We start from the raw sequence: 26,863 nt of genomic DNA on the forward strand, positions 1-26,863 counted from the left end.
TGTTTTTCTGTTGGGAGGACCCAGTTATCGTTTATTTATTGATCAACCTAACTTTTTAAGCCCCAGCGATTAGCAAGTCTACGAGCCTTCTGAGCCTCTTGAGAATTACCAAGGGATTCATAGACCTCCGATTTCAACAACCATGCGCGTGCATAATTCTTATCCATCTCGGTCGCTTCGTTTAATGCATCCAGGGCCGCTTTATTATGTCCCAGGCGAATAAGGCCTTCAGCTTTATTACACCAGGCTACCGCACTACGTGGATTGATGAGCAAGGCACGCGTATACGCATCGACAGCACCCGTAAAGTCATGAAGACTCGAATGGGCATTGCCAAGGCCGTTCCAGGCATGGAAGCTTCTGGCATCAATCTTAAGTGCCTGTTCATATGAAGCCCAGGCCTCCTCCGGTTGATTCATGTCCAGTTGGGTGTCTGCTTTCCCATTCCAGGCTGCCACATAGACAGGATCGATCGAGAGTGCCCGCTCGAAATGGACGAGAGCCTGTTGATAGCGTTGCAGTCGGTTAAGCGCGAGTCCAGCACTGACCCAGACGATAGCATTATTTGGCTCAATCTCCGTTGCCCGTTGATAGGACTCCAGAGCCTTGCGGTAGTTGCCCTGATTATAAAGTGCAGTGCCCTTACCATTCCAGGCATAGAAGTTACGCGGGTCCATGCGTAGCGCTTCCTCATATGCCATCAAGGCCTGAGAGTAGGATTGCTGTTTCAGGTATTGATCACCCTCACGGCACTTCTCGCGGATGCTGCCAGTACTATAACGGATACGTGAGCGTTGATATTGAGAACTTTGATCTGGTTCATAGCTACTACTAGGTACATAGCCCTTGTTTGTGTTTTTGATCTGGACCTGATTATCCCCTCCCTGGGCCGCGTTGGTTTCCCGGCGTGGCAGCACAATAATCTGCTGCTCCTCTGCAAGTAAACCGCCATGTGAGCTACGCGTCCGTATAGTGGGACGATAGGCATAATCAAAGGCGCGCATAAACTCCATCATATCAGCATAGCGATCCTCAGGATGCGAAGCCAGGGCACGCTGCATCACAATATCCATCCCTGAGGGTAGATCTGGATTCAAAGTAGTCACCGGCGGGATAGAGCCCCCTCGTGGATCAAGAGGATGATAGCCGGTAAGCAATTCATAAAGGACAACCGCGCTGCCATACTGATCGCTACGCGGGTCCACGATGCCACTACTTTGTTCGGGAGCCATATAGCCAACGGTTCCACGCACAGTAATTGTCTGGCCCACACGTGCCCCTGGTTCCAGGGAACGTGCGATACCGAAATCAGTAATCACCAGGCGATAATCTTCCTGATGGATCAAAATGTTTTCTGGTTTAATATCACGATGAATAATTGGGCGTTGACGGGTATGAGCATAATACAGGGCATGAGCGAGCTGATGGAAATCATGAGTAACTTCCTGTATTGGTAAAGGGCCATTGACCTGTGCCAGCCGTGTACGTAGAGAACCAACCGTGTACAAAGGCATGACAAGAAAGACGCTTGAGCCATCCTTACCATAATCTAGTATGGGAACGATGTTAGGGTGATCCAGCGTCGCAGCGATCCGTGCTTCACGCAGGAAATGATCGCGTTCATTCGGTGTGGTTTTACTGGGTAACAGCACCTTGATAGCAATGTGACGAGAAAGATTTTGGTCTATTCCACGAAATACCGCCGCGTATCCACCCTTGCTCAAGAGAGCCTCCACAACATAACGACCGGCCAATGCGGTGTCTAATAACGGCAGTGCACATGCTCTACAAAATAAATCGCTGTCCCGGTTGTCATATCCGCAGTCAACCTGATCGGCGCAGCGTCGCATTCCCTCCTCCGTGTAGCGAAACACCCTTCTTAGGTGTCGAGATCTAAGGGCACCTGGTCAGTGGCACCGACATTATAAACCTGTAGTTGGGATTAAAGTCCCTGTGCGTCTTTGGCCTGCTGATCGAGAGAGCGTGCCCAGTCCTGGCAAGTGACCGCTTCCTGCTTTCGCCCCAACTTTTCGAGGACGACCGCCTTGTTATACCAAGCGTCCGGTTCCTCTGGTGCAAAGGATGTTGCTTGATCTAAGGCTGCAAGTGCCTCATCCAGGCGACCCAATGCGAAAAGTGAAAGTCCTCGGTTATTCCAGGCGGCAATGTAATGGACATCGAGTGCGAGGGCACGATCGAAGGCCGCGAGTGCCTCCTGGTGGCGTTTGAGCTCGTGCAATAAACTTCCCTTATTATACCAGGCTGATATAAGTCCGTCATCATATTGCAGAGCATGGTCATATGAGTCCAATGCCTGTTCAAACATTCGGAGTGCTGCTAAGACGTTGCCTCGATTATACCACGCGCCAGCTAATGTTGGGTCAAGTGCTAATGCTTGATCGTAATCGGCGAGCGCATCGCGATAACGGCGCAGATCGCGTAAATCATTGGCTTTATCGAACCAACTGGTCGCATTATCTGGTTCGATTAGTGTGGCACGCTCATGTAATGCCAGGGCCTGCTCGGGTTGTTTTAAACGCCGTAGAATATTGCCTTTGGTATCCCACAATGAGGCCTGACTATCATCCAGGGCAAAGGCCCGGTCGATGGCGATCAAGGCTTCATCATAGCGTTGCAAGCTATATAATGTATCGCCCATAGCCTGCCAGATCGTACTGCGTTGTGGATCCAGGAGCAAGGCGCGGTCAAAGGCAACCAACGCTTCTTCTGGATAGCCCTGTTCGGCCAGCGCCATACCGCGTCCACTCCAGGCATAGACATAATCTGGATCAAAAGTCAGTGCCTGATCGTAGCAATACATCTCCTCATCGTAGCTCTGGAGATCATGCAGCACACTGGCACGTGATGTCCATAATTCTGGATCATGTGGGCTCAGTGAGATCGCATGATCATAGGCCTGTAACGCCTCTTGCGCCTGTCCCAGATGTAGGAGGGTCGCTCCTTTTCCGCTCCAGGCTTCAACCAGCGTGGAGTTCTGGCGCGTCGCCATCTCATAGGCTGCGAGCGCTTGTTCATAGGCACCATGTTCATAGGCCAGGTTACCTTCAGTTAGCCAATCATGAACTACTGGTTCAGGTGTCTGGCGGACGGGTGTGGGAGGTGGCATAGTACCAGTCGGGACCGCAATACGTACCTGTGTTGTCTCCTCATCGCTAATCGAGCTCCCTGCAAGTGGCATCTGGGGAAAGAAATCGCCCGAAATCCGGTTTACCAGCCGTGACAGGGTCGAAGGAGGCTGCTGGACTGGTGCTGGTGCTGTCTTCACCATAAACACCACCGGGCCATCTTGCCCATAGTCAACCACACGAATACTTCCAGGATCACTAACATGGGTAGAAAGCGACACAGCCAACTCGGCATCCTGCAAAAAATTCTCTTGTTCCTGTGTATTGGTATCCTTGGGAATTAACGCCCGAATCGTCACCGGCAAATATGTTTGTTGATCGGTTGCTTGAAAAGTAACCGTCCCGCGATCTTTTTGCTGTAAAGCCTCAATAGCATAACGGCCTTGCAGCAGGGTTCCCTTCGTCGGAATACCGCAGTGCGAGCAGAAGCGTGCCTCATCGCGATTATCAAACCCACAACTCTTAAAGTCCAAGCACTTCCCCATGACCGTCCTTCCTCCCTGTCCTACGCATGTATCGTGTGCATAGAATATAACGTTTCTCTACTGTAGCGAAAGTAGTGCTGCTTTGTCAATATAAGGTGTGTCCATATATTCAGTCTGTCATGCTACAAATCTGCAATCATGGACATCGCTCATGCATCAGGGCATAACAGTCTTGCACCAGTGTATCATCAGTGACAATGTATTGCTGTGTCTCTAAAGCACTTATCAGGCTTTTATTCTTTCTCAGCATATAGTCTATATTTATATAAAATTACTATTGACTTCGCTAAATGTTTCTTCTATACTGCCCAAAAGGCAGCTAAGTTGATATGCGAATGTTTGTAAACAAGCACTGCGCCTGTCTATTTTTACTATTGGGCAAAAATAAGTTCTTTGTTGTATATACGCTCATCATTGCGCTTTTGATCTATTTATTTGCGCCAGTGATTATGCTTCTTTGCTGTCTGAAAAAGATATGAAGATCTCCTGTATACAAAGACGGATTCAACCCCTCAAAAGGATGCAAAAATAACGTTAAAAGAGTAGAAGTTTCTTAGTATGTATGTGAAAAAGGGAGAAATGTATGGCTCAAAACATCATATGGGAAGGCGAGGTTGTCGCACTGTGTATTGCTCCGGCCGCTGATGAACCGATGCAGTTGATTGATGAAGCTCAATTGGTAGAAGGACGTGGCATTGTTGGTGATCGCTATTATACCAAAAATGGAACCCACTCTGTACCTGACGAAGAGGCTTACGAGATAACTCTGATCGAGAGTGAAGCCTTTGAAAGCGTGGAGACAGAAAACAAGCTTTCCGTTTCCTATGCAGATATGCGTCGTAACATCGTCACCCGTGGTTTTTCATTGAACCACCTCGTCAATCGTGAATTCCGCATTGGTGACACCGTCCTCCGTGGCATTGCGTTGCGCGAACCCTGTGCCCACCTTATGGAGCAGACAAGTCACAAGGTTGTCGTTGGTTTCATCCATCGTGGTGGACTTGGAGCCCAGATTATTTCCGGTGGCAATATCCGTCTCGGTGATACGATCCACGAATAATGAAGAGCCAGATGCTGGGGACAGCCATGTTCCCAGTATCTGTATGCATGCATCTCCCCACTTTTGATGATCCCTCTCCGCATTTCCACAAAGGTGTCACTATGCTATATAATAAGACTGAATGTTAACTATTTCTGATGTAGGCCTGGCTTGCACGGTAGTTGTGTGCAGTCAACTGTCCCCCTACAAAAAAAATTCCTAAAAGGACTTGATATGACGACGTACAAAGATGTATTTAATGCCCGTACAACATTAGAGGGCATTCAAAATTCCTCAATCCATTACTATCGTCTGGCTGCTCTAGCTGAACATGGAGTACAAGGACTGGAGCGCCTTCCTTTTACGATCAAAATTATCCTGGAGAATTTGTTACGCCATGCTGGTGGTGAATTGGTGACGAAGGATGATGTGCTTTCACTGGCTGGCTGGACTCCTGGTAAGTCGGCTGGCAGTGAGGCTGAATATCCATTCTTGCCCGGTCGGGTCTTGCTTCAGGACTTTACGGGTGTGCCAGCGGTTGCTGATCTGGCTGCGATGCGTTCGGCTGTCGCACGGATGCAGGGTGATCCACAAAAAATTAATCCTCTTGTCCCTGCCGATCTGGTGATCGACCACTCGGTCCAGGTGGATTCATTTGGCTCTACGCTGGCGTTTGCGCGTAACGTTGAACGTGAATATGAGCGTAACAGCGAGCGCTATGGACTGCTGCGCTGGGGTCAGCAGGCGTTCAGCAATTTCCGGGTCGTACCTCCGGGAACGGGTATTGTGCACCAGGTCAATCTGGAATATCTGGCGTCGGTGGTATTGACCAAAGATGATAATGGGGAGACCGTTGCCTATCCTGATTCATTAGTTGGCACAGATTCGCATACAACGATGATTAATGGTCTGGGTGTATTAGGCTGGGGTGTTGGTGGTATTGAAGCCGAGGCGGTCCTGCTGGGTCAGCCGCTCTATTTGCTCACACCTGAGGTTATTGGTATGCGCCTGATTGGTGCATTGCCCGAAGGAGCCACGGCCACAGATCTGGTGTTGACCGTGACACAGATTCTGCGTAAGCGCGGTGTGGTGGCCAAGTTTGTTGAGTTTACTGGTCCCGGGCTCAGTCAACTGGGCCTGGCCGATCGCGCCACCATCTCGAATATGTCGCCTGAGTTTGGGGCGACCGCCACACTCTTCCCGGTGGATGCTGAGACGCTACGCTATCTGCGCGATACTGGTCGCGATCCACAACTGGTGGAGCTCGTGGAGCACTATGCTAAAGCTCAGGGCCTTTTCCGTACTGATGACACTCCCGAGCCACAGTTTGATGATCTGCTCGAACTGGATTTAAGTTCGATTGAGCCCAGCCTGGCCGGTCCTCGTCGTCCACAGGATCGTGTGCCAATGAGTGCGCTTTCTCAGACGTTCCGTAACGCTTATGCCGATCGCTTTAAAGAAGCTCCGTCTGTGACTCAAGGTGGGGTCGCCGTGGCCGAAAAGCCTGCCGCAACCTCCAAGGGAATCGAAGTCGACCTGGGTGAGATGCAGACACACCTGAACAATGGCTCGGTCGCGATTGCCGCCATTACCAGTTGTACCAACACCTCGAATCCTTCGGTCATGATTGCCGCCGGTCTGGTTGCTAAACGTGCCGTAGAACGCGGCCTCTCGGTCAATCCGGCCGTCAAAACCAGTCTTGCTCCTGGTTCACGAGCCGTCATCGATTATCTAGAGAATGCAGAGTTGATCCCTTATCTGGAGGCGCTACGTTTCCATCTGGTCGGTTTTGGTTGCACTACCTGTATTGGTAATAGCGGACCATTGTCCGAGCCAATCGCGGAAGCTATTCAAGACAATGATTTGATTGTAGCAGCCGTGCTGAGTGGGAATCGTAATTTTGAAGGCCGTATCCATCCACAGGTGCGTGCCAGCTTCCTGGCCTCTCCTCCCCTGGTTGTCGCCTATGCTCTGGCTGGTACCGTCGACATCGATTTAACCACCGATCCTATCGGAACCGATGTGAATGGAGACAAAGTCTATCTGCGTGACATCTGGCCAACTCAGGAAGAGATACGTGATCTAGTCCAGAAGGCAGTAACGCCGGAGGTGTTCTCCAAAAACTACGCCCATGTCTTTGAGGGTGATGAGCATTGGCAGGCCCTCTCTAACTCGACTGGCCCCATCTTTGAGTGGGATCCAGCGTCGACTTATGTACAGGAGCCGCCTTTCTTTAAGGACATTAAGCCAGAGCCTGCACCTGTGAAGGATATTCACGGGGCACGTGTCCTGGTCATGGTTGATGACTCGATCACCACCGACCATATTTCGCCCGCAGGTAGTTTCAATGAGAAGAGTCCTGCCGGTCAGTACCTGGTTGAGCATGGTGTAGCCAGACGGGACTTCAATACCTACGGTGCGCGCCGTGGCAACCATGAAGTTATGGTTCGTGGTACCTTTGGCAATATCCGCCTGCGTAACCGTCTGGTGGGTGGAAAAGAGGGTTATTATACCGTACACCTGCCAGATGGTGCCGAGACCACCATCTATGAGGCATCTGAGCAATATCAGAAGGACGGCGTACCCTTGATCGTCATTGCCGGTAAAGAATATGGTTCCGGTAGTTCACGCGACTGGGCTGCCAAAGGTCCCTTGTTGCTCGGTGTGCGTGCCGCTATCGCTGAAAGCTTTGAGCGTATCCACCGCAGTAATCTGGTTGGTATGGGCATCCTGCCACTCCAATTTAAAGCAGGTGAGAGCAAAGAATCCTTGAACCTGACCGGTCGTGAGACATACGAGATCGCAGGGATCGAGCAGGGCCTGAAGCCTCGTCAGGAAGTTAGCGTTCAGGTAACCCGTGAAGATGGTTCTACCTTTACGTTCCAGACCATTGCCCGTCTGGACAGTGCTATCGACGTTACCTACTACGAGAATGGTGGCATTCTTCCCACCGTCTTACGCCGCTTGCTTCAAGACTAGTAATCTTTCAGACATCATGTGATAGAAAAGCGGGGATGCAAGGGGCGGCGAGCTGGGGGATCGGGGGCTGTGACCCCGGCCTCCCTCTTCTCTCCCGCCCGCGTAGCGGGCGCACAAATTATCAAACGAAGTTTGACAAGATACTTAGTTACACCGCTTTACAAAGAAACAGCCGAGATATCATAATAGAAAAGATATTCCGGCTGTTTCTTTGTAACCACACAGCTATAAATTTAGCAATCCTATGCATAAGCTGGATTTCCATTTTGGCTATCAGCTTGAATGTACGTCAAAACTCATCTATGATTAGCAAGATTAGCGTTGTTTATTATTGTATAGATATTGGTAGATGTCATGTCACAACGTTATTTTGATATTCCAGGGAGATAAAATAATCCTATAAAAGGGAAAATGATGATCAGGCGTATGAAAAGCATGAAATTTAAAATGAGCTGGCAAGGTGCAGCACTTGGCATTTTAGTATTGGTTGCAATCGTCATTCGTGCCTACCTCGCATACCAGAGCTGGCCTCTTCCGAATAGTGATGAATCTACTATGGGTGTAATGAGCATGCACATCCAGCGGGGAGCACACCCGGTTATTTACTATGGGCAGTATTATATGGGAGTTTTGCAGGCATATCTGGGGGCTTTCTTCTTTACTTTCTTTGGTTCCTCGCTTTTCGCACTCCGACTGGGTATGATCTTACTCTATGTTGGTTTTTTACTCAGCATATATTGGCTGGTTGCGCAGCTTTACACGAAACGCTTTGCCATCTTTATTGTCGCGCTCTTCTGCTTTGGTTCGGCTGCGATGTTAACACGACAGCTTACAGCCATTGGTGGTTATCCTGAGACCATCTTATTTTCTACGCTTTCTCTGGCCATTGGACTTAGACTGGCTCTGACAGCCCCAACAGGAGAATTAAAGAATCTCTTCATACGCTATGGATTGTTCTTTTTCTGGGGTGTGTCGATTGGATTAGGGATATGGAATGATACCCTTATTTTACCCTGGGTTGCCTGTTCAAGTTTGTTACTACTCTTTTCCTGGCGTGAGCTGGTTTTTAAAGGAGCCATTCTGATCTTGCTGGTTGGCCTCTTTTTAGGTGGCCTGCCACTGATCATTGATAACCTTCTTGTGCCTGCTAGAAATAATACTGTCGCTGTCCTTTTGGGTCAAGTGAATCCCGTGCCTTTAACCCTCCATACACTATATCAGCAGGCTCACAACGTCTTTACCGTCAGTTTACCAACCATGATCGGTAGCCCGACCTGCTATAAATCCGAATTCCCGTTTCTGCAATACTGGAGTTTTGGCACTACCTGGTATAGCTATTGTACGGTAACGAATACTATCTGGTCTGCTTGTTTTGTGCTGCTGTCGCTGATTGCGACTGGTATGGTGGTTTATGCTCTGGCAAAAAAGTTTTTACCTTTACGTCGGCGTACACTCTCGCTTGAAGATCGCCAGTTTCTCGTACTACAATGCGCTCGCCTGGTTCTCTTATGTGGTATTGCAGGCACCGTGTTGCCGTATCTGCGTAGTGGTGTCGCTATAGATGAAGCTGGTGTTACTGCTCGGTACTTAATTGGAGTCTGGATTAGTTTTCCTGCGCTCCTATGGCCTCTCTGGGTGGGTGGAACACGGCTTCAATGGTCGGCGGAGCAACAAATTAGTCTCCTGGAAAAAATAGGGAAGGTGGGCTGTCTAAGCTTGTTGGCCCTTTTTCTCTGCATCTTAATATATGGCACCGGGACGGCTTTAGCGCAGGTTCCGGCTGCACAGCAGGCTGTTAAAGATGAAGATCAGTTTATCGCAACATTGAAATCCCAGGGTGTTACCCATCTCTACGCCGATTACTGGATCAGTTATCGCCTCAATTTTACTACGAAGGAAGGCATTATCGGTGCATCTATACGTTATGATTCGCAACGTTCCAGCAAGATTAGCTACGTTCATAATAGATATGCACCATACTTTAAAGAGGTTGTGGCCGATCCATCTGCCGTCTATGTGCTCGATAAGACAGATACAAGATTACGGCAAGCCGTTGAGAAGAAGATTAAGGCCGATCATTATTCATATAAGATAACTGACATTACAAACGACTATATTATGATTCGCCCCATTCGTTCATAGGTAGTGTTTGAATAGCACTTTTAGTGGCGAACCATATAACCAGCCACATGCGGGCGCTAAAGCGCCATGCTTCTTTTAAATGTGCTGTGAAATTGTGCGCTAAAGAGCACAATTTCACAGCACATTTAAAATCCTTTGAGTGTTAAAGGTGCGCAAGCGGGAGTGGCAAAGGTGCGCAAGCGAGAGTGGCAAAGGTGCGCAAGTTGTAATATTGTGTATGGTGCCCAAAAAGCGCACAGCGCTCTTTTGGGCACCATACACAATAAAATTCGGGCGCGTCAGCGCACGTCTGCACAAGATTGGAAGTGATATCTACTATGTATATATCAGCGAAGCGACTTCACCAGATGAAACAGGTACAGCGTTTGCTTGATCAATTACAGCCAACGGCCCCGGCTGAAGTTGTGTGTATACCCGGTTCCCAGGAGCCAGAGGGTACCGTAATTGTTTTTACTGGCTCATTTAATCCACCCACGATTGCGCATATTGCCTTATTGAAGCAGGCCCAACACTATGCGCTGGATATTTATGGTCCAGCACACGTTTATGCTGCCTTTAGTAAGCGTACTGTGGATAAAGAAGGTGTTGAGCGCCCAGTGCTGCTGGATCGGATTATGTTGCTGCGAGATATACTGCGTAGGCGTCTGCCTGCCGTAGGCATCTTATTATTTAATCGTGGGCTGTATGTAGAGCAGGCTCAGGCTATTCGCCAGTCTTTTCCAAAGGTGAAACGAGTGCTGTTCTTGATGGGTTTTGATAAAATCATCCAGATTTTTGATCCCCATTATTATAAGGATCGCGATGCTTCGCTAGAGGAACTGTTTAGTCTGGCGGAATTGTTTGTCGTGCCGCGGGGAGATTCCGGCGAGAAAGAACTGGCTGAACTTCTAGCGCAGCCACAAAATAAGCGCTTTGCACGCTATGTCATATCCCGTCCTTTTGATGCCGCATATCGCAATATCTCAGCCACACAGGTTCGACAGGGGGGGGTCAGCTATGAGCACGAGGCTCCCCAGGAAGTACGCCACTTCATCCACCGTATCCGCCCCTATGCCCCTCCTGTGAAGCGTTTGGACGGAACAGAACAAGATATCTATCAGGAGCACCTTGCATATTTAACGCAACACATAGGCCCGGTCTCCTGATGTGCTCCACTCTCCCAGAATTGCTGCGCACTATGCAACACAATGCGCAGCAATTGCACTACATGCGGGATAAACGGAAGGTGAAGCTTGTATTCCCGATTTGCAGTAGATCGCCTTCCTGCAATACACTATGCGTAATCGGTTGCCCATTTACGAATGTACCCGTGGCTGAGTTATTATCGATCAGTTCATATTGACCTACGGCCACCTCTTTGATGGTCGCATGATGGCGGCTAACGGTTAGATCTTCAAGGAAGATGTCGCATTCGCGGCTCCGTCCAATCGTCATGCCAGGTAAAAGCTCGATACTCCGCATGCCCGTGCCAGGATTCAGCAATTGCAGCTGGGCAATAATCGTCGTGCTGGGCTCGGGTGTTTTTCCCTTATGCAATTCGCGACCGCGAGATGACGGGAGCTGGAATGGCCGTGTCCCCTCATTTGCAAAAAAGGTAATCTGTGTATTGCCGAATTGGAGCTCATCCCCACTATTGAGAAGCTGCTCAATGATCGAGTTACCATTGACAAAACAATCTCCACTCCCATGGTCATCACGTAAAATATAGCCATTATCCGTAAACAGGATACTGGCTTGCTTACGATGAACAGTGATATCCTCCAGGAAGATATCACTATCTCGGCTGCGACCAATGGTTGTACACTCTTTCCACAATTCGATACGCTTACCAGCCAGAGAGCCTTTCTGGATGACAAGGTATGCTCCCGTTGTTGGTTCTTGCGACATATGGCTCCACTCTATTTTGCTGCCTGATGTGGGCTTGCAAGAATTTACATAATGGATTTCTCTTCCATCATTGGACTGAGTATAACGAATGATATCTCGGTGTGTCAAGAATAAATCTGTTAAATGATTGTACATATTTGTTGGACATTCCTAATAGATGAACGCCAGTTGGCACACTTTTCTTATGCGTTGTATGATGGGCAGGTGTGCTCTTTCCCTATGGTAAGATATTGTAAAGAAGCAATTGTGTAAGAGAAGAAGGAGAAAAGCAACCATGCCAGTTCAATCGGGTTTGCAAGTGACGATCGAGTTTGACGTTCCTGCGCAGATGAGAGATGGCGTTACCTTGCGCGCAAATGTATATCGACCGGTTGGCGATGAGCGCTGGCCAGTGCTCCTGACGCGCCTTCCTTATGGAAAAGATTTCCCCAATCCGGGTGGTGTGCTGGATGCGGTACAGACAGCCCGTCGTGGTTATGTCGTGATCATTCAGGATACACGTGGGCGCTTCGCCTCCGAAGGTGAGTGGGTGCCGATGCGCCAGGAGGCCCTGGATGGAGTTGATACCATCGCCTGGGCGGCTGGCCTACCCTATAGTAATGGGGCGGTCGGTATGTATGGCGCTTCCTACTTTGGTTTTACACAATGGTCGGCGGCCGTGCATCAGCCTGAAGCCTTGAGGACCATGGTCCCCTATATAACCTGGAATGATCCTTTAAATGGCGTTACCTTTCGTGGGGGAGCCCTGGAACTGGGTACAACGGCCTCCTGGCAACTATCCATGGCTGCAAATGTACTCATGCGCCGACATCTGCTGAGTGGAGATCCCTCCCAACTGGGAACCGATATGTATGTCTGGTCAAAGACCCTTGATAGTCTGGGACCAGAGGGCTACTGGTCATTGCCACTCAAAGAATTTGTGCCACTGAAATATAAAGATATTGCGCCAGCCTTCTTTGAGGTCTTTGATGCTCCTATGAGCCGGGAACTGGTTGAGCCAATGACTATCCTGGGTAAGCACGAGCAGGTGACGGTTCCGACCTTCAATATCGGTGGCTGGTATGATATTTTCTTGCATGACACGTTAGAAAACTTCAGGATCATGCGTCAGGAGGGTACGACCGAGGCTGCGCGTCAGAGTAAGCTATTAATCGGACCCTGGATTCACGGCGGCAATACCAATCCTGTGGGTGAAAAGAACTTTGGCTTTGCTTCAACACCAGGCTTAATTAACCTCCAGAGCGATATTATGAGTATGCAGTTGCGCTGGTTTGACCATTTCCTGAAGGGCAATGATACTGGCATCCTGGCTGAAGCTCCTGTCAAGTTATATGTAATGGGTGCCAACATCTGGCGTGATGAGCAGGAGTGGCCGCTGGCCCGTGCGGTGGAGACGCGTTATTATCTGCACAGCGACGGACATGCTAATACGCTGACAGGCGATGGTAGTCTGAATGTAGAGGTTCCAGCAGCAGAAGAGCCAGATCATTATGCTTATGATCCAGCCCAACCAGTTATGACACGCGGCGGTGCCCTGCTGATGACACCGGAGTATCCTGGTGGTGTCTTTGATCAGCGACCAACCGAGCAGCGCTCCGACGTACTGGTCTACACCACACCGGAATTAACCGAGGATACCGAGGTTACTGGACCAATCTCTGTACATCTCTGGGCCACCTCCAGCGCTCCTGATACTGATTTTGTTGCCCGCCTGGTAGATGTATATCCAGATGGCTATGCTCAGAATCTGACCGATGGTATTATTCGCGCCCGTTATCGTGACTTCTCAACTGGCGCCGAGCCATCCTTGATTGAGCCTGGACAGCCCTATGAATATGTGATTGACCTCTGGGCCACAAGTAATGTGTTTAAGCAAGGACATCGTATTCGGGTTGATGTAACCAGCAGTAATTTCCCACGCTGGGACCGTAATCCCAATACTGGCCATGATCTGGGAGCGGATAGCGAACTGGTGGTAGCACAGCAGACTATTCTGCACGATGCCGAGCATCCTTCTTTTATCACCTTGCCCATCGTACCCGGTGTATAGTCCTATCTGTCAGGCAGACTCGATCTCTGCCTGACATCGAGCAGGAGCTACAAGTGTGGTTCCTGCTGGCTAACGTCCATGGAGCACGAGCAACATCGCTATGAGGATACCCACAGCAACCAGGAGCAGGAAGACCATGCCCAATAACACAAATGATAGGATTGGAGATAAGCGCACAAAGCGTAGCGGCATGGTTTTTTGCAATCCAGTAAAGGTTGGAAGTGCGGAGAGCAAGGCGGGATGATCCGTAATCGCCCTTCCTCTGATTGTAGGTGAGATTGGCACCTGTTTATGCTGTACATCAGGTGGTTGCTCCATGAGTGCAACCTGAAGACCAGCCCTTTGTGACTCCCTGGTGGATTGCTGATCCAAATGTCCCTCTTGATCTGGTTGAGGAACTGATAGGACCGTCGCATCACGTGGTTTCTGGGCCGCGAACGTCCTGGTCTCACGTGGATTTTCACGCTGGATCGTCGCAGGACGACTGGTTGTTACATTGGCCTGCCGCTTGCGCAGCGCTGTTTGCAGGGCCGCATCATATGTCTGCGCAAATTCCAGGATACTCGGATAACGCTGCTCTGGTTTCTTGGCCAGCGCACGTAGAAAAACCTCATCTAGCTCCTTGGGAATACTGGAATTGCAGAGGCTGGGCGGCTCAGGCGCGGTATGATGATGATGATGTAAAAGCTGGGCAGCCGTCCCTTCGAAGACCGCCCGCCCCGTCATCAACTGATACATCATCACTGCCAGCGCATATTGATCCGCTGAAGGACCCACATGGACCGAGGTGGCTAAAGAAGGATCATCAAACTGTTCAGGAGCCATATAGAGTGGTGTACCTACAGAGCGATGCAGCGATCGACCGGCCCGATAAAATGAAGCCAGGCCAAAATCAGCCAGTAGAAGATGTGGTCTTCCATGAGGAAAAATAGTAGCAAGATAAGCATATTGATCACTTTTTAAAGGGCCACGCTCAACGCGAATCAAAAAATTTGTTGGTTTAATATCGCGATGAATAATACCATGATCATGTGCATATTGTAGAGCTGAAGCTGCCTGTAACAGATAATAGCCCGCCTCTTCAGCTGAGATAGGCCAGCCAAAACCAAATTGTTGTGTGCGCTGCTGTAACCAGTTCCAGAGTGATCCCTCTGTGATATAGGGCATCACCAGATAAGTGATTGGACCAACACTGGTCTCCATATTTTCCTCGCCAAAATGATAGAGAGGTAAAATATGTTCATGTTCCAATTCGGCAACAGCACGCGCCTCGCGCTCAAAACGTTGGGCGGCCTGCTTGCCTTCAGGCGTATTAGGGACAGCTCGCAGGTCTCCGCAGACGACTTTGATCGCGACTCTTCTGCCAATACGTGTATGTTGGGCCAAGTAGATATCACCCATACCACCACTCTCGACAAGTCGCTGCAGGCGATACCCACCGAGATGTTTCCCCACCAACATATTCATCTTTTAGATTCCTCGTGATTTTAAGAAGGTGAGAGTATTGTAAATACAGAAAGAAAGATTGTGTTATGTGTATAACTAAAGCGGATCGTGAAAGAATGCTCGCCACGGCCCTCTCACCCTGCTTATAGTATACATGTGCTATCAAAAAAGTGTGGTGCTAAAGCAAACGGGTACTCTCAACCATTAAATCATATTCTTCCCTATTATCCAGTATACAGGAGGCACATAAATGTTTTGTGTTTGGTGAGACAATTGTGCTACTTTAAGTCTTTATAGATATGTGCTATTCAAACACGATAAATATAGGTGGATTTTTTTGGTAGTGTCAGATTCTCACCCTCATCGCTGGGGTGCGGGGTGTCCCCGCTCATTCTTTCTCCCTCTCGCGCCGCCGCAGGCGGCGCGCAAAAAGAGAAAAGGGGTTGCGGGGACACCCCGCACCCCGGCAGGAGGGCTGGCCGCCCTCCTGCACCTCCCGCAAAGAATTCTTGCATGGTGAATAGTTAGTCTATCAGTTGTTTGAGGGTTTCGTTGAGTGTATAGCTGAGTTCGGGGCGGTTGTCGATGACATTGCGTAGGATGGGGACAGCTTCAAAGTCTTTATATTGTAAGGCGAGCTGGCTGGCGGCACGAACAACTGATTCTCGGGGATCAGAGAGTGCTTCGCGGACAACTGTTTTGCTCAGGGCTTGCTCGCCGCGTGGATCTAAAATTTTCAGGGCATCGAGACCCTGGGTACGTACATAGGGATCGAGGTCCCGGGTGGCATCCCAGACACCGTGGATGATGCTGATATCTTCAAGCTGTCCACAGGCATGAATGACGGCGGCATAGACAATACTGCCAGGAATATGTGGATCTCCAGGTGGGAGTGTTTCGCTTCTCTTTGGCAGGTGCTTGCGTTGCTCGATGTCGACTGTACGGGCCAACAATTGGAACATTGGGGCGGCCGCACGCCGGTCGTTCAGCCGCGCTAGCGTGTCACAAAGGGTGCCCAACATGAGCGCGTGGCTGCGATCTTTGATAGTTCGAGTGGTCTCCAGACGCTCTATGATCGGAGAGGCCGCGCGTGGATCGCGTAACTCACTTAGCGTACGTGCAACCGGGATGAGTGGTTCTTCCTCTGGATTTGCCAGGGCTTGTAATAAGATATCACGACCAGGACCATCCATCCAGCGCTCGACTTCGTGCATGAGTGGGAGAACCTGATAGACTGGCTCAATGATACGTGCGTCTTTGATGTTATGCTTGTTGATTTCACTCCAATACCGGCCCATGAAGAAGCCGAGCTGATGCATCGCAATGGCGTTCTGCCAGGTCGGTTCTGTGGCGGCATTATTTATCAGTGCGCGCGCTACTGCTGGGAAATCACGTGAGAAGGCGGTTGGTAGCGTATCAGCATGATCTGTAGCAGTTGGAAGCTGGCGGCCGTCCTGTAACATATATTGAAAAACCAGGGCGGCATTGGCCTTCAAGAGTGGATCAGCCTGTCTATCTTCCAGATAGCGTTCCAGTGGAATGTTTTTATAGAGCGGGAGCGCGACATATGTTTCTAATCCACTGACATGTTCCAGACCACTGGCCAGCAGGATATCATAGAAGCGTTCCTGCTGAAATTCCAGGCAGCCTTCCACCACATCTACTTTTGCCCAGCCGTGCGCCTCTTGTAGGGCTCCGATCAACGCTTGCATTGATGCGGCCGTGGTATGTTGAATCAAGGCCTGGGTCGCATACATTGAGACATCGGGATCTGTTGCCAGTTTACCCAGATACTGGGCCAGATCTGTTGAGACCATGCTACCATCATCACGACGACTCGCAAAGCGCGTCTGAGCTCCCTTACCCGCGATCCCCATGGTCCGATAATTGCCCAGCATCAGAATCGCATAGCGCCGGGCCCGTCCCTGTTCCGTCTCACCAGGATTCGCATCCACCGGCAAATTTTCTGGATCGCCCTGCTCAATGATCTGTAGCCAGACTGGAATCAGGGCTCCGCCGCGATCGATTTCATACAAAAATGGAATCAGTGTATCTTTCCATTGTTTAATGGGACCTATATTAAGGAATGGCTGCAGGCGTTGTACCGTTTCTGCAACGGACTGGTTTTCCCAGCGCAGGCTGGTAATGATGCGGGTAATCTCTGTGCGTAGTGCGCTCAGGCGTAGCTTCATTTCTGGCGTATGCTTGTCCAGCGTAGGAACCGCTTTGCGTGCAGCGAGATGTTCGACCGTGCCTGTGCGCTCACGCGCCTGGGTGGAAAGTGGAGTGGCGGGATTGACCTCGACCGTGGCTAAATCTGGTGCCTGTAGATCGCGGTCTGTGTCTTTTTCGAGATGCAGAAAACCTTCTGAAGGATCGGCGTTTTCTGGCTGTTGGATAGGCTGTGCCCGTTCATTCTCTCTCTCAGACATACACTTGGCCCTCTCTTACGCTAGTATTGCATACTTACACAGTAATAGCTGTTGTTTAATTGTACCGTTCAACCTCATGCTGGTCAAGGGTATTTCATGCTGGTTATCTGCGTATCTCTATTGAGTGGTGTCCTTAAAATACCGTCTGCTTCTTGTTTTCGCCTATATACTAAAGGTGAATTCTAGCGAGGAGGTGAAAAGCAAGATGGTGAGCACGCGTGATATCCGATATTTGAGCGCTATAGCGCAGCAGATCTGTGCTTTGCTGTGTTGTGATGACACATGCATCCTCTTAGAGTGTCCAGAAGCATCGTTGCGACATCCTCTTTTAGAGCAGCTGCCCTCTTCTTTAGATCGGAGCATACGTTATAATAGTTCACCCTCCAGCGTTCCTATGCTAAAAGAGGAGCGCATGCGTGCCATGTGCGATATCGCTATCCAGAGCGGAACCATCTGGTCCTGTAGCGAGTCACCACAATCTCCCCCTTCTATGCGATTGATTGCACCTTTATTGCGTCCACACGGCATTGTTGGATTGATTATCTGCACCACTACCTGTGCCACAGGCTTTGGTCCGGGAGAGCATCGTCTCCTCTATCAACAATTGACCAGCCTGGCGCTGCAAGTCGAACAGGCCCTTGAATACACCTGTATACAAGAGGCTACCTGTCCGCGTACTGAAGCACCTTTCACCTCCATTGAAACCTCAGCTGAACACGAACTGGACTTATCTGAACAAGATGCTTTTTTTTCAATGGTCAGCCACGACCTTCGCATCCCCTTAAGTATAATCAAAGGCTATATTGAACTGCTGCAGGTATATGGCTGTACAGGAAAAGATGAGCTGTATGCACAACAGATGAGTCTCGAGTCACAGGCAAGCTATTTAAAGAACGTCATGGAGCAAGTACAGCATATGGAGATCCTGGTCGAAGATCTGCTAGATCTTTCACGTCTACAAGCGGGACAGATCAAGTTACGACCAGCCCCACTGGACCTTCTCGCGCTCTGTCAACGCGTCGCGCAACAGATGAAGGATCGAGTAGATCAACAGGCAACCGAACAATTCGTCATTCGCTGCATCGGTCCCATTGAACTTCCTCCTGTCTGGGCCGATGAACATCGTGTACGTCAGATCCTGGAAAATCTATTAGAGAACGCTATCAAATATTCTCCCGAGGGTGGCTTGATAGAAATCATTGTCTCTACCCTCTATCCATTTACCATCGACCGCCGGCTCCAGGTAGAAGATAACGCTGGATCTCTATTCCAACTCTCGATTACCATACGCGATCATGGTATTGGTATTCCCCCATGGCAACAAGCACACGTTTTTAAACCATTCCAACGCCTTGAGCAACCCGCGACCAGACAGATCGCCGGCCATGGTCTGGGATTATACATCGTCCGCAAACTCATTGAAACCATGCATGGTTCTATCATCCTCAAGAGCAACGAAGGCCAGGGTACCAGTGTCACCCTGACCCTTCCAATTGCCGTCGCAGCCCATCCATCCATTGCCCAAAATCAAAACCAACCAGACCAGACACTAAAACCAACCAGATTATTAAGCGCTGCCAACCCCTAAAAATAGCCCTCTCTTTTACAGAGAGTCAGACTCCTATCCCAATGAGAGAGGTGAGCTTCAGGCCAGGCTGGGGAGCGCAGGCGCCCCCATTCATGTTTTGTTGGTTGGTGCAGCAATGGCGCAAATGCGCCATTGCTGCACCAACGATGGAGGAGGATGTGAGTTGACAGGCTGCTGTAATACAGCAAGCATCAGCCTCCCTTTACCTATGCATGTATAGAATAGCAATACTCTCATTGTATGATGAAGTGGGTGAAAAAATGGGCTGTGCCATTTTTTCACCCACTTCATCATACAGGCAGGTCCCCGCCAGGGGACGAGTACGGATGCCTGCCATAAACGCGCTAAAACCTCTTAATACAAAACGCCAAGCTCAACCATGCTTAGAAAAAGATTAAAAGCAAGGAATCAAAAATAGCAACAAAAAAATTGGTCGTCTCATGTGTATCAAAACTATCAGATGAGTCGTGTTGTTATTAGTAGGTTGAGGAAATCCTACTTAACCTTAAAACGAGTACCAGGGAGAACGCGTGTGAAGGGAGGAGAGTCCGGGGGTTACCTGTACTCTTACGTCCTGAATGAGTTAAAGGTGTAAATTCTCACACACTTTTAGGAGGAGAAAGATAATGCAGACACAAAAAGGGCGTGGCCGCGGTTTTGCTTCGATGAGTCCAGAGAAGAAACGTGAAATCGCCAGCAAAGGTGGAAAAGCTGCCCACGCTTTGGGCACTGCACACAAATGGACAAGTGAAGAGGCGCAGGCGGCAGGGCGTAAAGGTGGTTCAATCAGTCGCCGACGTTCAAAGTACAATGTTCAGGCGTAGAAGTTATCTTAAAAAGAGAGGGAGGGCCGGTATATAAACGCTGGCCCTCCCTCTCTTTTTTAAGTGTTTTGAATAGACAACCTACTTTCAGGGATGCTCGTCCACTATGAGTAAGTAACTACTTAGCTCATATGGGCCAGCATCCCTGCTTTTTTTTCGTTTTTCTTTCCGACTCAGGTATATTCATTAGTAAGATAGTGTTTGTTCCTCACTCTCATCGTGGAGCGTGCAGCCAATCGCACTCGGGCCCTGAAGGGCCCATGCTTCTTTTGCATGTGATATCAAAAAGTGTTCGGAGAACACTTTTTGATATCACATGCAAAACCCTTGGAGCGCTAAAGGCGCGAAAACATGCTTAAAGCATGTATATGTAGGAGGATAACGATGAAAAATATTGAATTAAAGCTTGATGGCAATAAGCTGATTATTGAAGTGGATTTAGAACAAGAATATGGCCCTTCCTCCAGCGGAAAATCTATTACGATTGCGAGCACCGAAGGAAATATTGCCGTTCCTGGACGCGAAGAAGTCAAAATGGGCATCAATATTTACAAGCCACGCCCCAAAAGTTCATAGATAGTACGTTTAGTACCCACAAAGGCGTAAGTGTGTTAAGATAAAATCATTATTTATCTTCTATACACTTTCGCACTATGGAGCCACCACTATGGTAGAACTACCTTTCGTGAGTGTGGCTCATCATTTTGGCGAATAGATTGGGTAACATCGGCGACGTTAGAGCTGTGCTGTTCTTCGCTACGTCGAGAGGAGGGATTCTTATCTCGTACGAACCACGTAACACGGTTGAAAATTCATCGTCGGCACTTGCCAATGTCGAGCCGCACCGGGATGCAGTTCCTAATACGCCAGCTAAACCTACACCCAGGCGACGCCGGGTGTGGGGTGGACGAACGTTCCGCTTTAACTTGAGCAGTTTTCGTCTGAGTGGTGGCCTCTCACTGCGTCGTTTTAGCGTGGTTGAGGGTGCGTTTCTACTCATGCTTGCGCTTATGACTTCCCGTGTATTAGGGGTAGTGCGCCAGGTTATCTTTAATGCCCTCTTCGGCGCTGGTGCGGATGCAAATGCCTACTATGCGGCCGCGCGCCTGCCTGATACACTCTACAACTTGATCGCAGGTGGAGCACTGATTCATGCCTTCATACCAGTTTTTCTGGCCTATGAAAAGGAAAAAGGCGAGACCGAGGCCTGGCGTCTGACCAGCCTGGTCTTTAATCTGGTGCTGGTCCTGATGAGCGCAGTTTTGTTGCTGGGCGAGTTTGTGGCTCCTGCCTTTGTCAATCATATCCTGGTTCCTGGTTACACGCCAGCCGAGCGTGATCTCACGACAACCCTGACCCGTATTATGTTGTTTCAGCCACTAATCCTTGGCCTGGGAACTGTGATCACCGCGATCCTGAATAGCCGTCGCCAGTTTCTGCTACCGGCGGTGTCTCTGGCTGTCTATAATGTTGGTTTGATCGGTGGATTGATTGTCGCGAAACTGGTACCAGGTGTCGGTATTTATGGACCAACATATGGAACGCTGGTCGCGGTAGTATTACAGTTAGTAGTACAATTGCCGGGTTTATTTAAGCAGAATGTGCGTTATTCATTTGTCTGGAACTTTCGGCATCCGGGCCTGCGTCAGGTCCTCGTTCTGTTATTGCCAAATGCGTTGGCGATCAGTGTGGCCTATGTGGGAAATATTGTTGACACGTACTTTGTCTCTTATCTCCCTGATAGCGCCAGCCTGGCCGCCTTACATAACGCTGAGATGTTGCAGGCCCTGCCCGCGGCCCTGATTGGACAGGCAATTGGGCAATCCCTGCTACCACATCTAGCGGTTCAGGCGGCTGGCAGACACTATATACGTATGCGGCAGATGGCCTTAAAGGTGATTGGCTTCTCGATTGCCTTGACCTTGCCCGCTGCGTTGCTGCTGGTTCTACTAGGCAAACCAACCATTCACCTCTTGTTTGAGCATGGAGCCTTTGATCCCCATGCCTCGGATCTGACCAATCTGGCCTTGTTGGGCTATGCCTTTGCCTTACCAGGATTGGCAGCTGGAAACCTGTTATCCGGTGGCTTTTTTGCTCTCAAGGACGCCTGGACGCCTTTTGCCACCAATACCTATGCTCTGGTCGTACGTTGGGGTATGCTCTACTTCTTGTTCCAATTTATCCATGGAACTCAGGCCATTATGGTTGTGCCGCTGGCCCTGGCGATTGCTGCGGGCTCTGAAGCTGTGTTGATGGCTATTCTGCTCCTCTTCCGGCTGCGGCGCTATATCAAGCGGGACGCAGGTATGCAACGCCTTGAGAGGCGGCGACGTTACCAGAAAGAGCTCAAACAATCGTCAGTTCAGGTTTCCTCAAATTATGAATGATAAGTAGTCATTGGGCAAAATTCTTAGTGAATGCCCAAAAAATAACGGGCGAGAGTTCAATAGAGCGCTCGCCTGTTTTTCATTTTGGGACCTTTTGACCGCTTATTCAGTGACAAATCTCTCTACTGATGCTGAAAGAACTGAGTTATGCTCTTTATGTAAGTCGAGAGAGGACGGGGCGGGTTGGAAGATGGGCGATGGAATGATTTGGGGAAAGTAGTTATGGGGTGTTGGGAAAAATGGGAATCCCCGCTCCTACTCTCGTCTTGCCGCAACTTGCGTGTAGTGGGGATAGGGATGAGGATGTGATATAATAAAGAGAAGTAGGTGGAGGCCACCAGTTATGAATGTACAAAGACGCCATGTGGATGTCCTGGCATCCGCAAATCCAGTTCATACTCGTCATGCGGTGAAGCGTATGCTTGCAGATAGACCGCTAAGCGGGCAGGCAGAAAGCATTGCCTATTTAAAGGCACTCGTCATGGCGCGAACTGATGGAGAAGCTCGCATTGCTCTGGTTGAGCGCCTCAAAGCCGAGATTGAAGCAGGCACATATCAGATTGACACCGCTTTGTTGTCCCAATGTTTGCAGGCTGCTCCCGGGGCTATGGCCCTGATAGACCTGGAAGTCGCAGATACCTTGAACTGTGATGATCAGAACTCCGTATAAAGTCCACCGTCTATGCGGTGCCCGGCATTCAAGATTCCAGATCTCCTTGTGCATACCTTCTGCCCTTCCGATGAGATCTGGAATCTTTTTGTGTGTTGATAGATTGACTTGTTTCTATCTAAAAGAGAATTTTGTCTGGTTGTTATCAAAGGCCAGCAATATTCGTATTCATATTGGGAAAAAAATTTTTGTTGTATTTCTATATAAAGAAAAGAGGATACGTACTGAATTGAATCAAGGACTAACGCCTCAGGAGGATAGACGCATGAACCTCGAATCAGAGCAGCCGCAGACTATTGAAAATGCGTCATTACAAGATCTCACTCCAGTAGAGGGTGACATTATTATCCGGACCGAGAACCTCAATAAGTATTTTGGAGATAAACATGTCCTTAAGGATATCAATTTTGAGGTAAAAAGGCGCGAAGTGGTGGCCCTGATTGGTCCCAGTGGTTCTGGCAAAAGTACGTTGATTCGCTGTTTGAATGCTCTGGAGAAGGCTGATAGCGGCGAAATATATATTCAAGGCGAACTCTTAAATCCCAATCTGTCAGTGAAACAACTCAGTCCCATGCGGCGTGAACTGGGAATGGTGTTCCAGAATTTTCATCTTTTTCCTCATATGACGGTCCTCCAGAATGTTATCGAGGCACCTCTCCTGGTACGTAAGCTTTCAAAAGAGCAGGCGGTAGCCCTGGGTGAAAGTTTGCTGGCCAAGGTCGGGTTGCTGGAGAAACGCGATGTCTATCCCAGTCGTCTTTCTGGTGGCCAAAAGCAACGTGTCGCAATTGCGCGTGCCCTGGCAATGCAGCCGCGCGCCCTCCTCTTTGATGAGCCGACTTCAGCTCTCGATCCCGAGTTAGTAGGGGAAGTGCTTAAGGTAATGAAGGATCTCGCCTATGAAGGCAGCACCATGGTTGTTGTGACCCATGAGATGCAATTTGCTCGTGATGTCTCTGACCGTGTGGTGTTTATGTCGGATGGATCGATCGTCGAAGAAGGCGATCCCGATGAATTATTCCGGCAGCCAAAGGAGAAGCGTACCCAACTCTTCCTGGAGCGTGTTCTCTCGGTATTACCATAGACCGGATAATCATCCGTACTTTTTTTTCTTTTCATCTTTTCTTTTTTTGACTTTTTTATCTGCATATGAAAGGCACAAGAATGGCTCGTGATCTAAACAGGCGTGTATTTTTGCAGCGTGCGGGACAAGTAGGCGCCCTGGCCGCAATGGGTGGTGCGGTTGAATCGCTACTGGCGGCCTGTGGGGGTAACGTTCCCACTACACCGGCGCCAACGGGCAGTAAGAGTTCCAAAATTGCCAGTAATGGCTTGAAACTTCCAGGTATGCTCCAGTGGGGCGCGACCTCGGATAACGGGGCTCCTTATGTGTATCGTGATCCCAAGACCAGTAAATTGGTGGGATTCGAACTAGAGATTGCTGCGGCGATTGCTGGTCTGATGGGGATTGGCCAGAAACAGATCGAGACCGACTACGCCCAATTGGATCAGTCCTTACAGGCCAATGCCTTTGATGTGATCCTCAATGGTTGGGAAATAACCGATGATCGTAAGAAGACAGAGATCTTCTCACAGCCTTACTATCGCAATGGACAGCAGATCGTGGTGCGCTCGAATGATAGCCGCTTTACCAATAAAACCACGAAAGATAGCATGTCCCTGAAAGATTTAGCGGGACTGACCGTTGGCACCGGTGCGGGCTTCAAGGCTGAAGAAATATTATCTGCCGATAAAAACATCAAGTTGAAATCCTACGATCCTGATCTGCCCTTCAATGATCTGGCGCTTGGACGTATTGATGCGGTGTTGATCGATTTCTCGACCGTGACCTACTATGTGCTGGGTGATGGTCCTGGTGGTGATGTCAACAAGCAATTAAAACTGATTGGTAAAGCTTTTGACTCCAGCGATTATGTGCTTGCTTTCAATAAGAATAGTAGCAATGCCACGACTTTACAAAAAGAAATTGACCAGGCGCTGTCCGAGTTGAAGAGTAACGGTACGCTGAAAGCTATTTATCAACGTTGGGGACTCTGGACTGACCAACAGCCTGAGATTGGTATTAAGTAGTCTGGAGTGAGTAACGCTATGGATGTGATCTGGCCTGCCCTGCCAGCTTTTCTGGTGGGCGCACGTAATACGATCTTTTATTGTGTGGCAGCTTTTCCTCTGGCCTTGCTGCTGGGTTTGCTACTGGCATTGATGGATGAGTCACGCTTCATCTGGCTAAGTAATCCTGCCCGCATTTTTATTGAAGTTGTGCGTGGCACGCCGATCGTGGCACAGATCTTCATCGTGTATTATGGTCTGGGAGCAATCCTGGCCAGCCTTCATCCATCCTGGGCGCTGTGGATCAATAGTTGGACCGCAGGCATTGGGACATTGGCGTTAAACTATGCGGCCTATGAAGCGGAGATTTATCGGGCGGGCTTCCAATCAGTCGACAAAGGACAGGAGGAGGCCGCCTACTCGTTAGGACTCTCACCCAGCCAGAATTTTTTCCGTATTCAGTTGCCGCAGGCCATCCCGTTGATGATTCCGCCCTTTGTCAATGATTTTATCTATTTGCTCAAGGATTCCGCTATCATCAGCGTTATTGCCGGCACCGAACTAACATCGGTCTTAAACTTCTTTGTGCGTAAGAATGCCAGCAATCCACTGCCATTCTTTTTCCTGGCGATTGTGCTGTATCTGTTGATGAGCTTACCGGTCTCATATGTGGCGAAGCGTCTGGAGCGCCGTTTGCGGGCCGCATTCTAGTTTTAAGATAAGTGAGACTGATCAAAAGCTTATTGATGTTGTCACGAACAAGGAAGGAGTGGAGCGATGATTTCAGATACCCAGCGGCAACGCGACCAATTGTCCATTAGCAAACGGAACCTCTGGCCGCGTAACCGTTTCGTTGGAGCTGATTATCTGTATATTATTCTGTTGCTGATCGCGTTGGGCGCTTTTATCTATTATCTGTATACCTATCGAGAACTAGCCCTTTTGTACCTCCCTAGTCTGTTGGGTGGTACACTGGTGACCCTGGTTATGTCGGTGTTGAGCGCCATCTTCGCCTGTGTGTTTGGGCTGCTAGGAGCAATGGGCAGTTTATCACGGTTTCGCGTGCTCCGCTGGATCTCATTAGGATATGTGGAGATTATTCGTGGGACGCCGCTACTGGTACAACTGTTTCTATGGTATTTTGGCGTGCGCATCGTTCTTTCCAATCTCGGCTTCGATCCTTATATCCTGGCCTTTCAAGGTATGACCGTCTTACAGAGTAACAGCCTGGTACCGGATGCCTTTAATAGCTACTTTTATGGCATCCTGGCGCTAAGCTTTAATTATGGTGCCTACCTGACCGAAGTCTTCCGGTCCGGTATCCTCTCGGTTGATAAGGGACAGACAGAGGCTGCCTTAAGCCTGGGATTAGACGCGCGACAGACTATGCGGCATATCGTCTTACCCCAGGCCATACGGACCACCATACCGCCTCTCACGAATAATTTTATTACGCTGATTCAGGATAGTGCTTTTCTGGCGGTAATTGCCGTGGTTGAATTGGAATATATCACTACTGGACTGGCGTTACCTCAGACCGACCCGAACAATAAAATGTTCGTCTTTATCCTGGGTGCGCTCCTCTACCTGGCTATGTGTTATCCTCTCTCCTTGATTGCACGTACCACGGAGCACCGCCTGACGGTCAATCGTGACTAGCGCTATGGGGTAGTGAAAAGGTTTACATACAACAAGAGCGCCGCCACAAACATGTGGCG

General features: G+C 49.4%; 19 protein-coding genes. 14 read left to right on the forward strand and 5 right to left on the reverse strand.

The window, feature by feature from the left end:
* Positions 1-47 precede the first annotated feature (47 nt).
* Positions 48-1,850, reverse strand: coding sequence for a serine/threonine-protein kinase (locus EL633_RS13670; protein ID WP_126627715.1), 1,803 nt, complete (start codon positions 1,848-1,850; stop codon positions 48-50).
* 92 nt (positions 1,851-1,942) lie between these two features.
* Positions 1,943-3,631 (reverse strand): tetratricopeptide repeat protein, encoded by a 1,689-nt coding sequence (locus EL633_RS13675; RefSeq protein WP_126627716.1) that lies wholly within the window; start codon positions 3,629-3,631, stop codon positions 1,943-1,945.
* Positions 3,632-4,214: 583 nt separating this feature from the next.
* Here EL633_RS13675 and EL633_RS13680 point away from each other — a divergent pair.
* The 4 genes from EL633_RS13680 to EL633_RS13695 all read left to right on the forward strand — a co-directional run bounded on the left by EL633_RS13680 (position 4,215) and on the right by EL633_RS13695 (position 10,936).
* Entirely contained in the window at positions 4,215-4,691 is a 477-nt protein-coding gene (locus EL633_RS13680) for an MOSC domain-containing protein (RefSeq protein ID WP_126627717.1), read from the forward strand.
* Positions 4,692-4,904: 213 nt separating this feature from the next.
* Positions 4,905-7,649: an aconitate hydratase AcnA gene (gene acnA / locus EL633_RS13685; protein WP_126627718.1), complete on the forward strand. Its 2,745-nt coding sequence runs from the start codon at positions 4,905-4,907 to the stop codon at positions 7,647-7,649.
* A 435-nt stretch (positions 7,650-8,084) separates the two neighbouring features.
* Positions 8,085-9,791 carry an ArnT family glycosyltransferase gene (locus EL633_RS13690; protein ID WP_126627719.1) on the forward strand — a complete coding sequence of 569 codons (1,707 nt, stop codon included), beginning with the start codon at positions 8,085-8,087 and terminating at the stop codon, positions 9,789-9,791.
* A gap of 347 nt (positions 9,792-10,138) precedes the next feature.
* The gene (locus tag EL633_RS13695; RefSeq protein WP_161982133.1) at positions 10,139-10,936 is read left to right on the forward strand and encodes a nucleotidyl transferase family protein; all 798 of its coding nucleotides are present in this window, start codon (positions 10,139-10,141) and stop codon (positions 10,934-10,936) included.
* 58 nt (positions 10,937-10,994) lie between these two features.
* Here the strand turns inward: EL633_RS13695 and EL633_RS13700 are convergent, their stop codons facing one another.
* On the reverse strand, positions 10,995-11,678 hold the full coding sequence (locus tag EL633_RS13700; protein WP_161982134.1) for an FHA domain-containing protein: 684 nt from the start codon (positions 11,676-11,678) through the stop codon (positions 10,995-10,997).
* A gap of 274 nt (positions 11,679-11,952) precedes the next feature.
* Here EL633_RS13700 and EL633_RS13705 point away from each other — a divergent pair, with 274 nt between their 5' ends.
* Positions 11,953-13,728 carry a CocE/NonD family hydrolase gene (locus EL633_RS13705; protein ID WP_126627722.1) on the forward strand — a complete coding sequence of 592 codons (1,776 nt, stop codon included), beginning with the start codon at positions 11,953-11,955 and terminating at the stop codon, positions 13,726-13,728.
* A gap of 69 nt (positions 13,729-13,797) precedes the next feature.
* On the opposite strand, the gene EL633_RS13710 is transcribed toward EL633_RS13705, so the two are convergent.
* On the reverse strand, positions 13,798-15,195 hold the full coding sequence (locus EL633_RS13710; RefSeq protein WP_126627723.1) for a serine/threonine protein kinase: 1,398 nt from the start codon (positions 15,193-15,195) through the stop codon (positions 13,798-13,800).
* Positions 15,196-15,698: 503 nt separating this feature from the next.
* Positions 15,699-17,606 (reverse strand): HEAT repeat domain-containing protein, encoded by a 1,908-nt coding sequence (locus EL633_RS13715; protein ID WP_126627724.1) that lies wholly within the window; start codon positions 17,604-17,606, stop codon positions 15,699-15,701.
* Positions 17,607-18,018: 412 nt separating this feature from the next.
* Here EL633_RS13715 and EL633_RS13720 point away from each other — a divergent pair, with 412 nt between their 5' ends.
* From EL633_RS13720 to EL633_RS13760, 9 genes are all read left to right on the forward strand, one after another.
* On the forward strand, positions 18,019-19,194 hold the full coding sequence (locus EL633_RS13720; protein WP_161982135.1) for a sensor histidine kinase: 1,176 nt from the start codon (positions 18,019-18,021) through the stop codon (positions 19,192-19,194).
* Between the two features lie 626 nt (positions 19,195-19,820).
* The gene (locus tag EL633_RS13725; RefSeq protein WP_126551677.1) at positions 19,821-20,018 is read left to right on the forward strand and encodes a KGG domain-containing protein; all 198 of its coding nucleotides are present in this window, start codon (positions 19,821-19,823) and stop codon (positions 20,016-20,018) included.
* A gap of 384 nt (positions 20,019-20,402) precedes the next feature.
* The gene (locus EL633_RS13730) at positions 20,403-20,594 is read left to right on the forward strand and encodes a hypothetical protein (protein ID WP_126627726.1); all 192 of its coding nucleotides are present in this window, start codon (positions 20,403-20,405) and stop codon (positions 20,592-20,594) included.
* 128 nt (positions 20,595-20,722) lie between these two features.
* On the forward strand, positions 20,723-22,405 hold the full coding sequence (murJ, locus tag EL633_RS13735; RefSeq protein WP_126627727.1) for a murein biosynthesis integral membrane protein MurJ: 1,683 nt from the start codon (positions 20,723-20,725) through the stop codon (positions 22,403-22,405).
* 343 nt (positions 22,406-22,748) lie between these two features.
* Positions 22,749-23,075 (forward strand): flagellar biosynthesis anti-sigma factor FlgM, encoded by a 327-nt coding sequence (locus EL633_RS13740; RefSeq protein WP_126627728.1) that lies wholly within the window; start codon positions 22,749-22,751, stop codon positions 23,073-23,075.
* Positions 23,076-23,418: 343 nt separating this feature from the next.
* Complete coding sequence (locus tag EL633_RS13745; RefSeq protein WP_161982335.1) at positions 23,419-24,159, forward strand: amino acid ABC transporter ATP-binding protein; 741 nt, start codon at positions 23,419-23,421, stop codon at positions 24,157-24,159.
* Between the two features lie 80 nt (positions 24,160-24,239).
* Positions 24,240-25,166, forward strand: coding sequence for an ABC transporter substrate-binding protein (locus EL633_RS13750; RefSeq protein WP_126627730.1), 927 nt, complete (start codon positions 24,240-24,242; stop codon positions 25,164-25,166).
* 6 nt (positions 25,167-25,172) lie between these two features.
* The gene (locus EL633_RS13755; protein ID WP_218027484.1) at positions 25,173-25,856 is read left to right on the forward strand and encodes an amino acid ABC transporter permease; all 684 of its coding nucleotides are present in this window, start codon (positions 25,173-25,175) and stop codon (positions 25,854-25,856) included.
* A gap of 66 nt (positions 25,857-25,922) precedes the next feature.
* On the forward strand, positions 25,923-26,804 hold the full coding sequence (locus EL633_RS13760; RefSeq protein ID WP_126627731.1) for an amino acid ABC transporter permease: 882 nt from the start codon (positions 25,923-25,925) through the stop codon (positions 26,802-26,804).
* Positions 26,805-26,863: the final 59 nt, after the last annotated feature.

Origin of the sequence: Dictyobacter alpinus, assembly GCF_003967575.1 — a bacterium.
Taxonomy (GTDB): domain Bacteria; phylum Chloroflexota; class Ktedonobacteria; order Ktedonobacterales; family Ktedonobacteraceae; genus Dictyobacter; species Dictyobacter alpinus.

Bases quoted from the DNA above. Each gene is read 5' to 3' on its own strand.
- EL633_RS13670 (WP_126627715.1), bottom strand. From the start codon at position 1,850: ATGCGACGCTGCGCCGATCAGGTTGACTGCGGATATGACAACCGGGAC.
- EL633_RS13675 (WP_126627716.1), bottom strand. From the start codon at position 3,631: ATGGGGAAGTGCTTGGACTTTAAGAGTTGTGGGTTTGATAATCGCGAT.
- EL633_RS13680 (WP_126627717.1), top strand. From the start codon at position 4,215: ATGGCTCAAAACATCATATGGGAAGGCGAGGTTGTCGCACTGTGTATT.
- acnA (WP_126627718.1), top strand. From the start codon at position 4,905: ATGACGACGTACAAAGATGTATTTAATGCCCGTACAACATTAGAGGGC.
- EL633_RS13690 (WP_126627719.1), top strand. From the start codon at position 8,085: ATGAAATTTAAAATGAGCTGGCAAGGTGCAGCACTTGGCATTTTAGTA.
- EL633_RS13695 (WP_161982133.1), top strand. From the start codon at position 10,139: ATGAAACAGGTACAGCGTTTGCTTGATCAATTACAGCCAACGGCCCCG.
- EL633_RS13700 (WP_161982134.1), bottom strand. From the start codon at position 11,678: ATGTCGCAAGAACCAACAACGGGAGCATACCTTGTCATCCAGAAAGGC.
- EL633_RS13705 (WP_126627722.1), top strand. From the start codon at position 11,953: ATGCCAGTTCAATCGGGTTTGCAAGTGACGATCGAGTTTGACGTTCCT.
- EL633_RS13710 (WP_126627723.1), bottom strand. From the start codon at position 15,195: ATGAATATGTTGGTGGGGAAACATCTCGGTGGGTATCGCCTGCAGCGA.
- EL633_RS13715 (WP_126627724.1), bottom strand. From the start codon at position 17,606: ATGTCTGAGAGAGAGAATGAACGGGCACAGCCTATCCAACAGCCAGAA.
- EL633_RS13720 (WP_161982135.1), top strand. From the start codon at position 18,019: ATGCGTGCCATGTGCGATATCGCTATCCAGAGCGGAACCATCTGGTCC.
- EL633_RS13725 (WP_126551677.1), top strand. From the start codon at position 19,821: ATGCAGACACAAAAAGGGCGTGGCCGCGGTTTTGCTTCGATGAGTCCA.
- EL633_RS13730 (WP_126627726.1), top strand. From the start codon at position 20,403: ATGAAAAATATTGAATTAAAGCTTGATGGCAATAAGCTGATTATTGAA.
- EL633_RS13740 (WP_126627728.1), top strand. From the start codon at position 22,749: ATGAATGTACAAAGACGCCATGTGGATGTCCTGGCATCCGCAAATCCA.
- EL633_RS13750 (WP_126627730.1), top strand. From the start codon at position 24,240: ATGGCTCGTGATCTAAACAGGCGTGTATTTTTGCAGCGTGCGGGACAA.
- EL633_RS13760 (WP_126627731.1), top strand. From the start codon at position 25,923: ATGATTTCAGATACCCAGCGGCAACGCGACCAATTGTCCATTAGCAAA.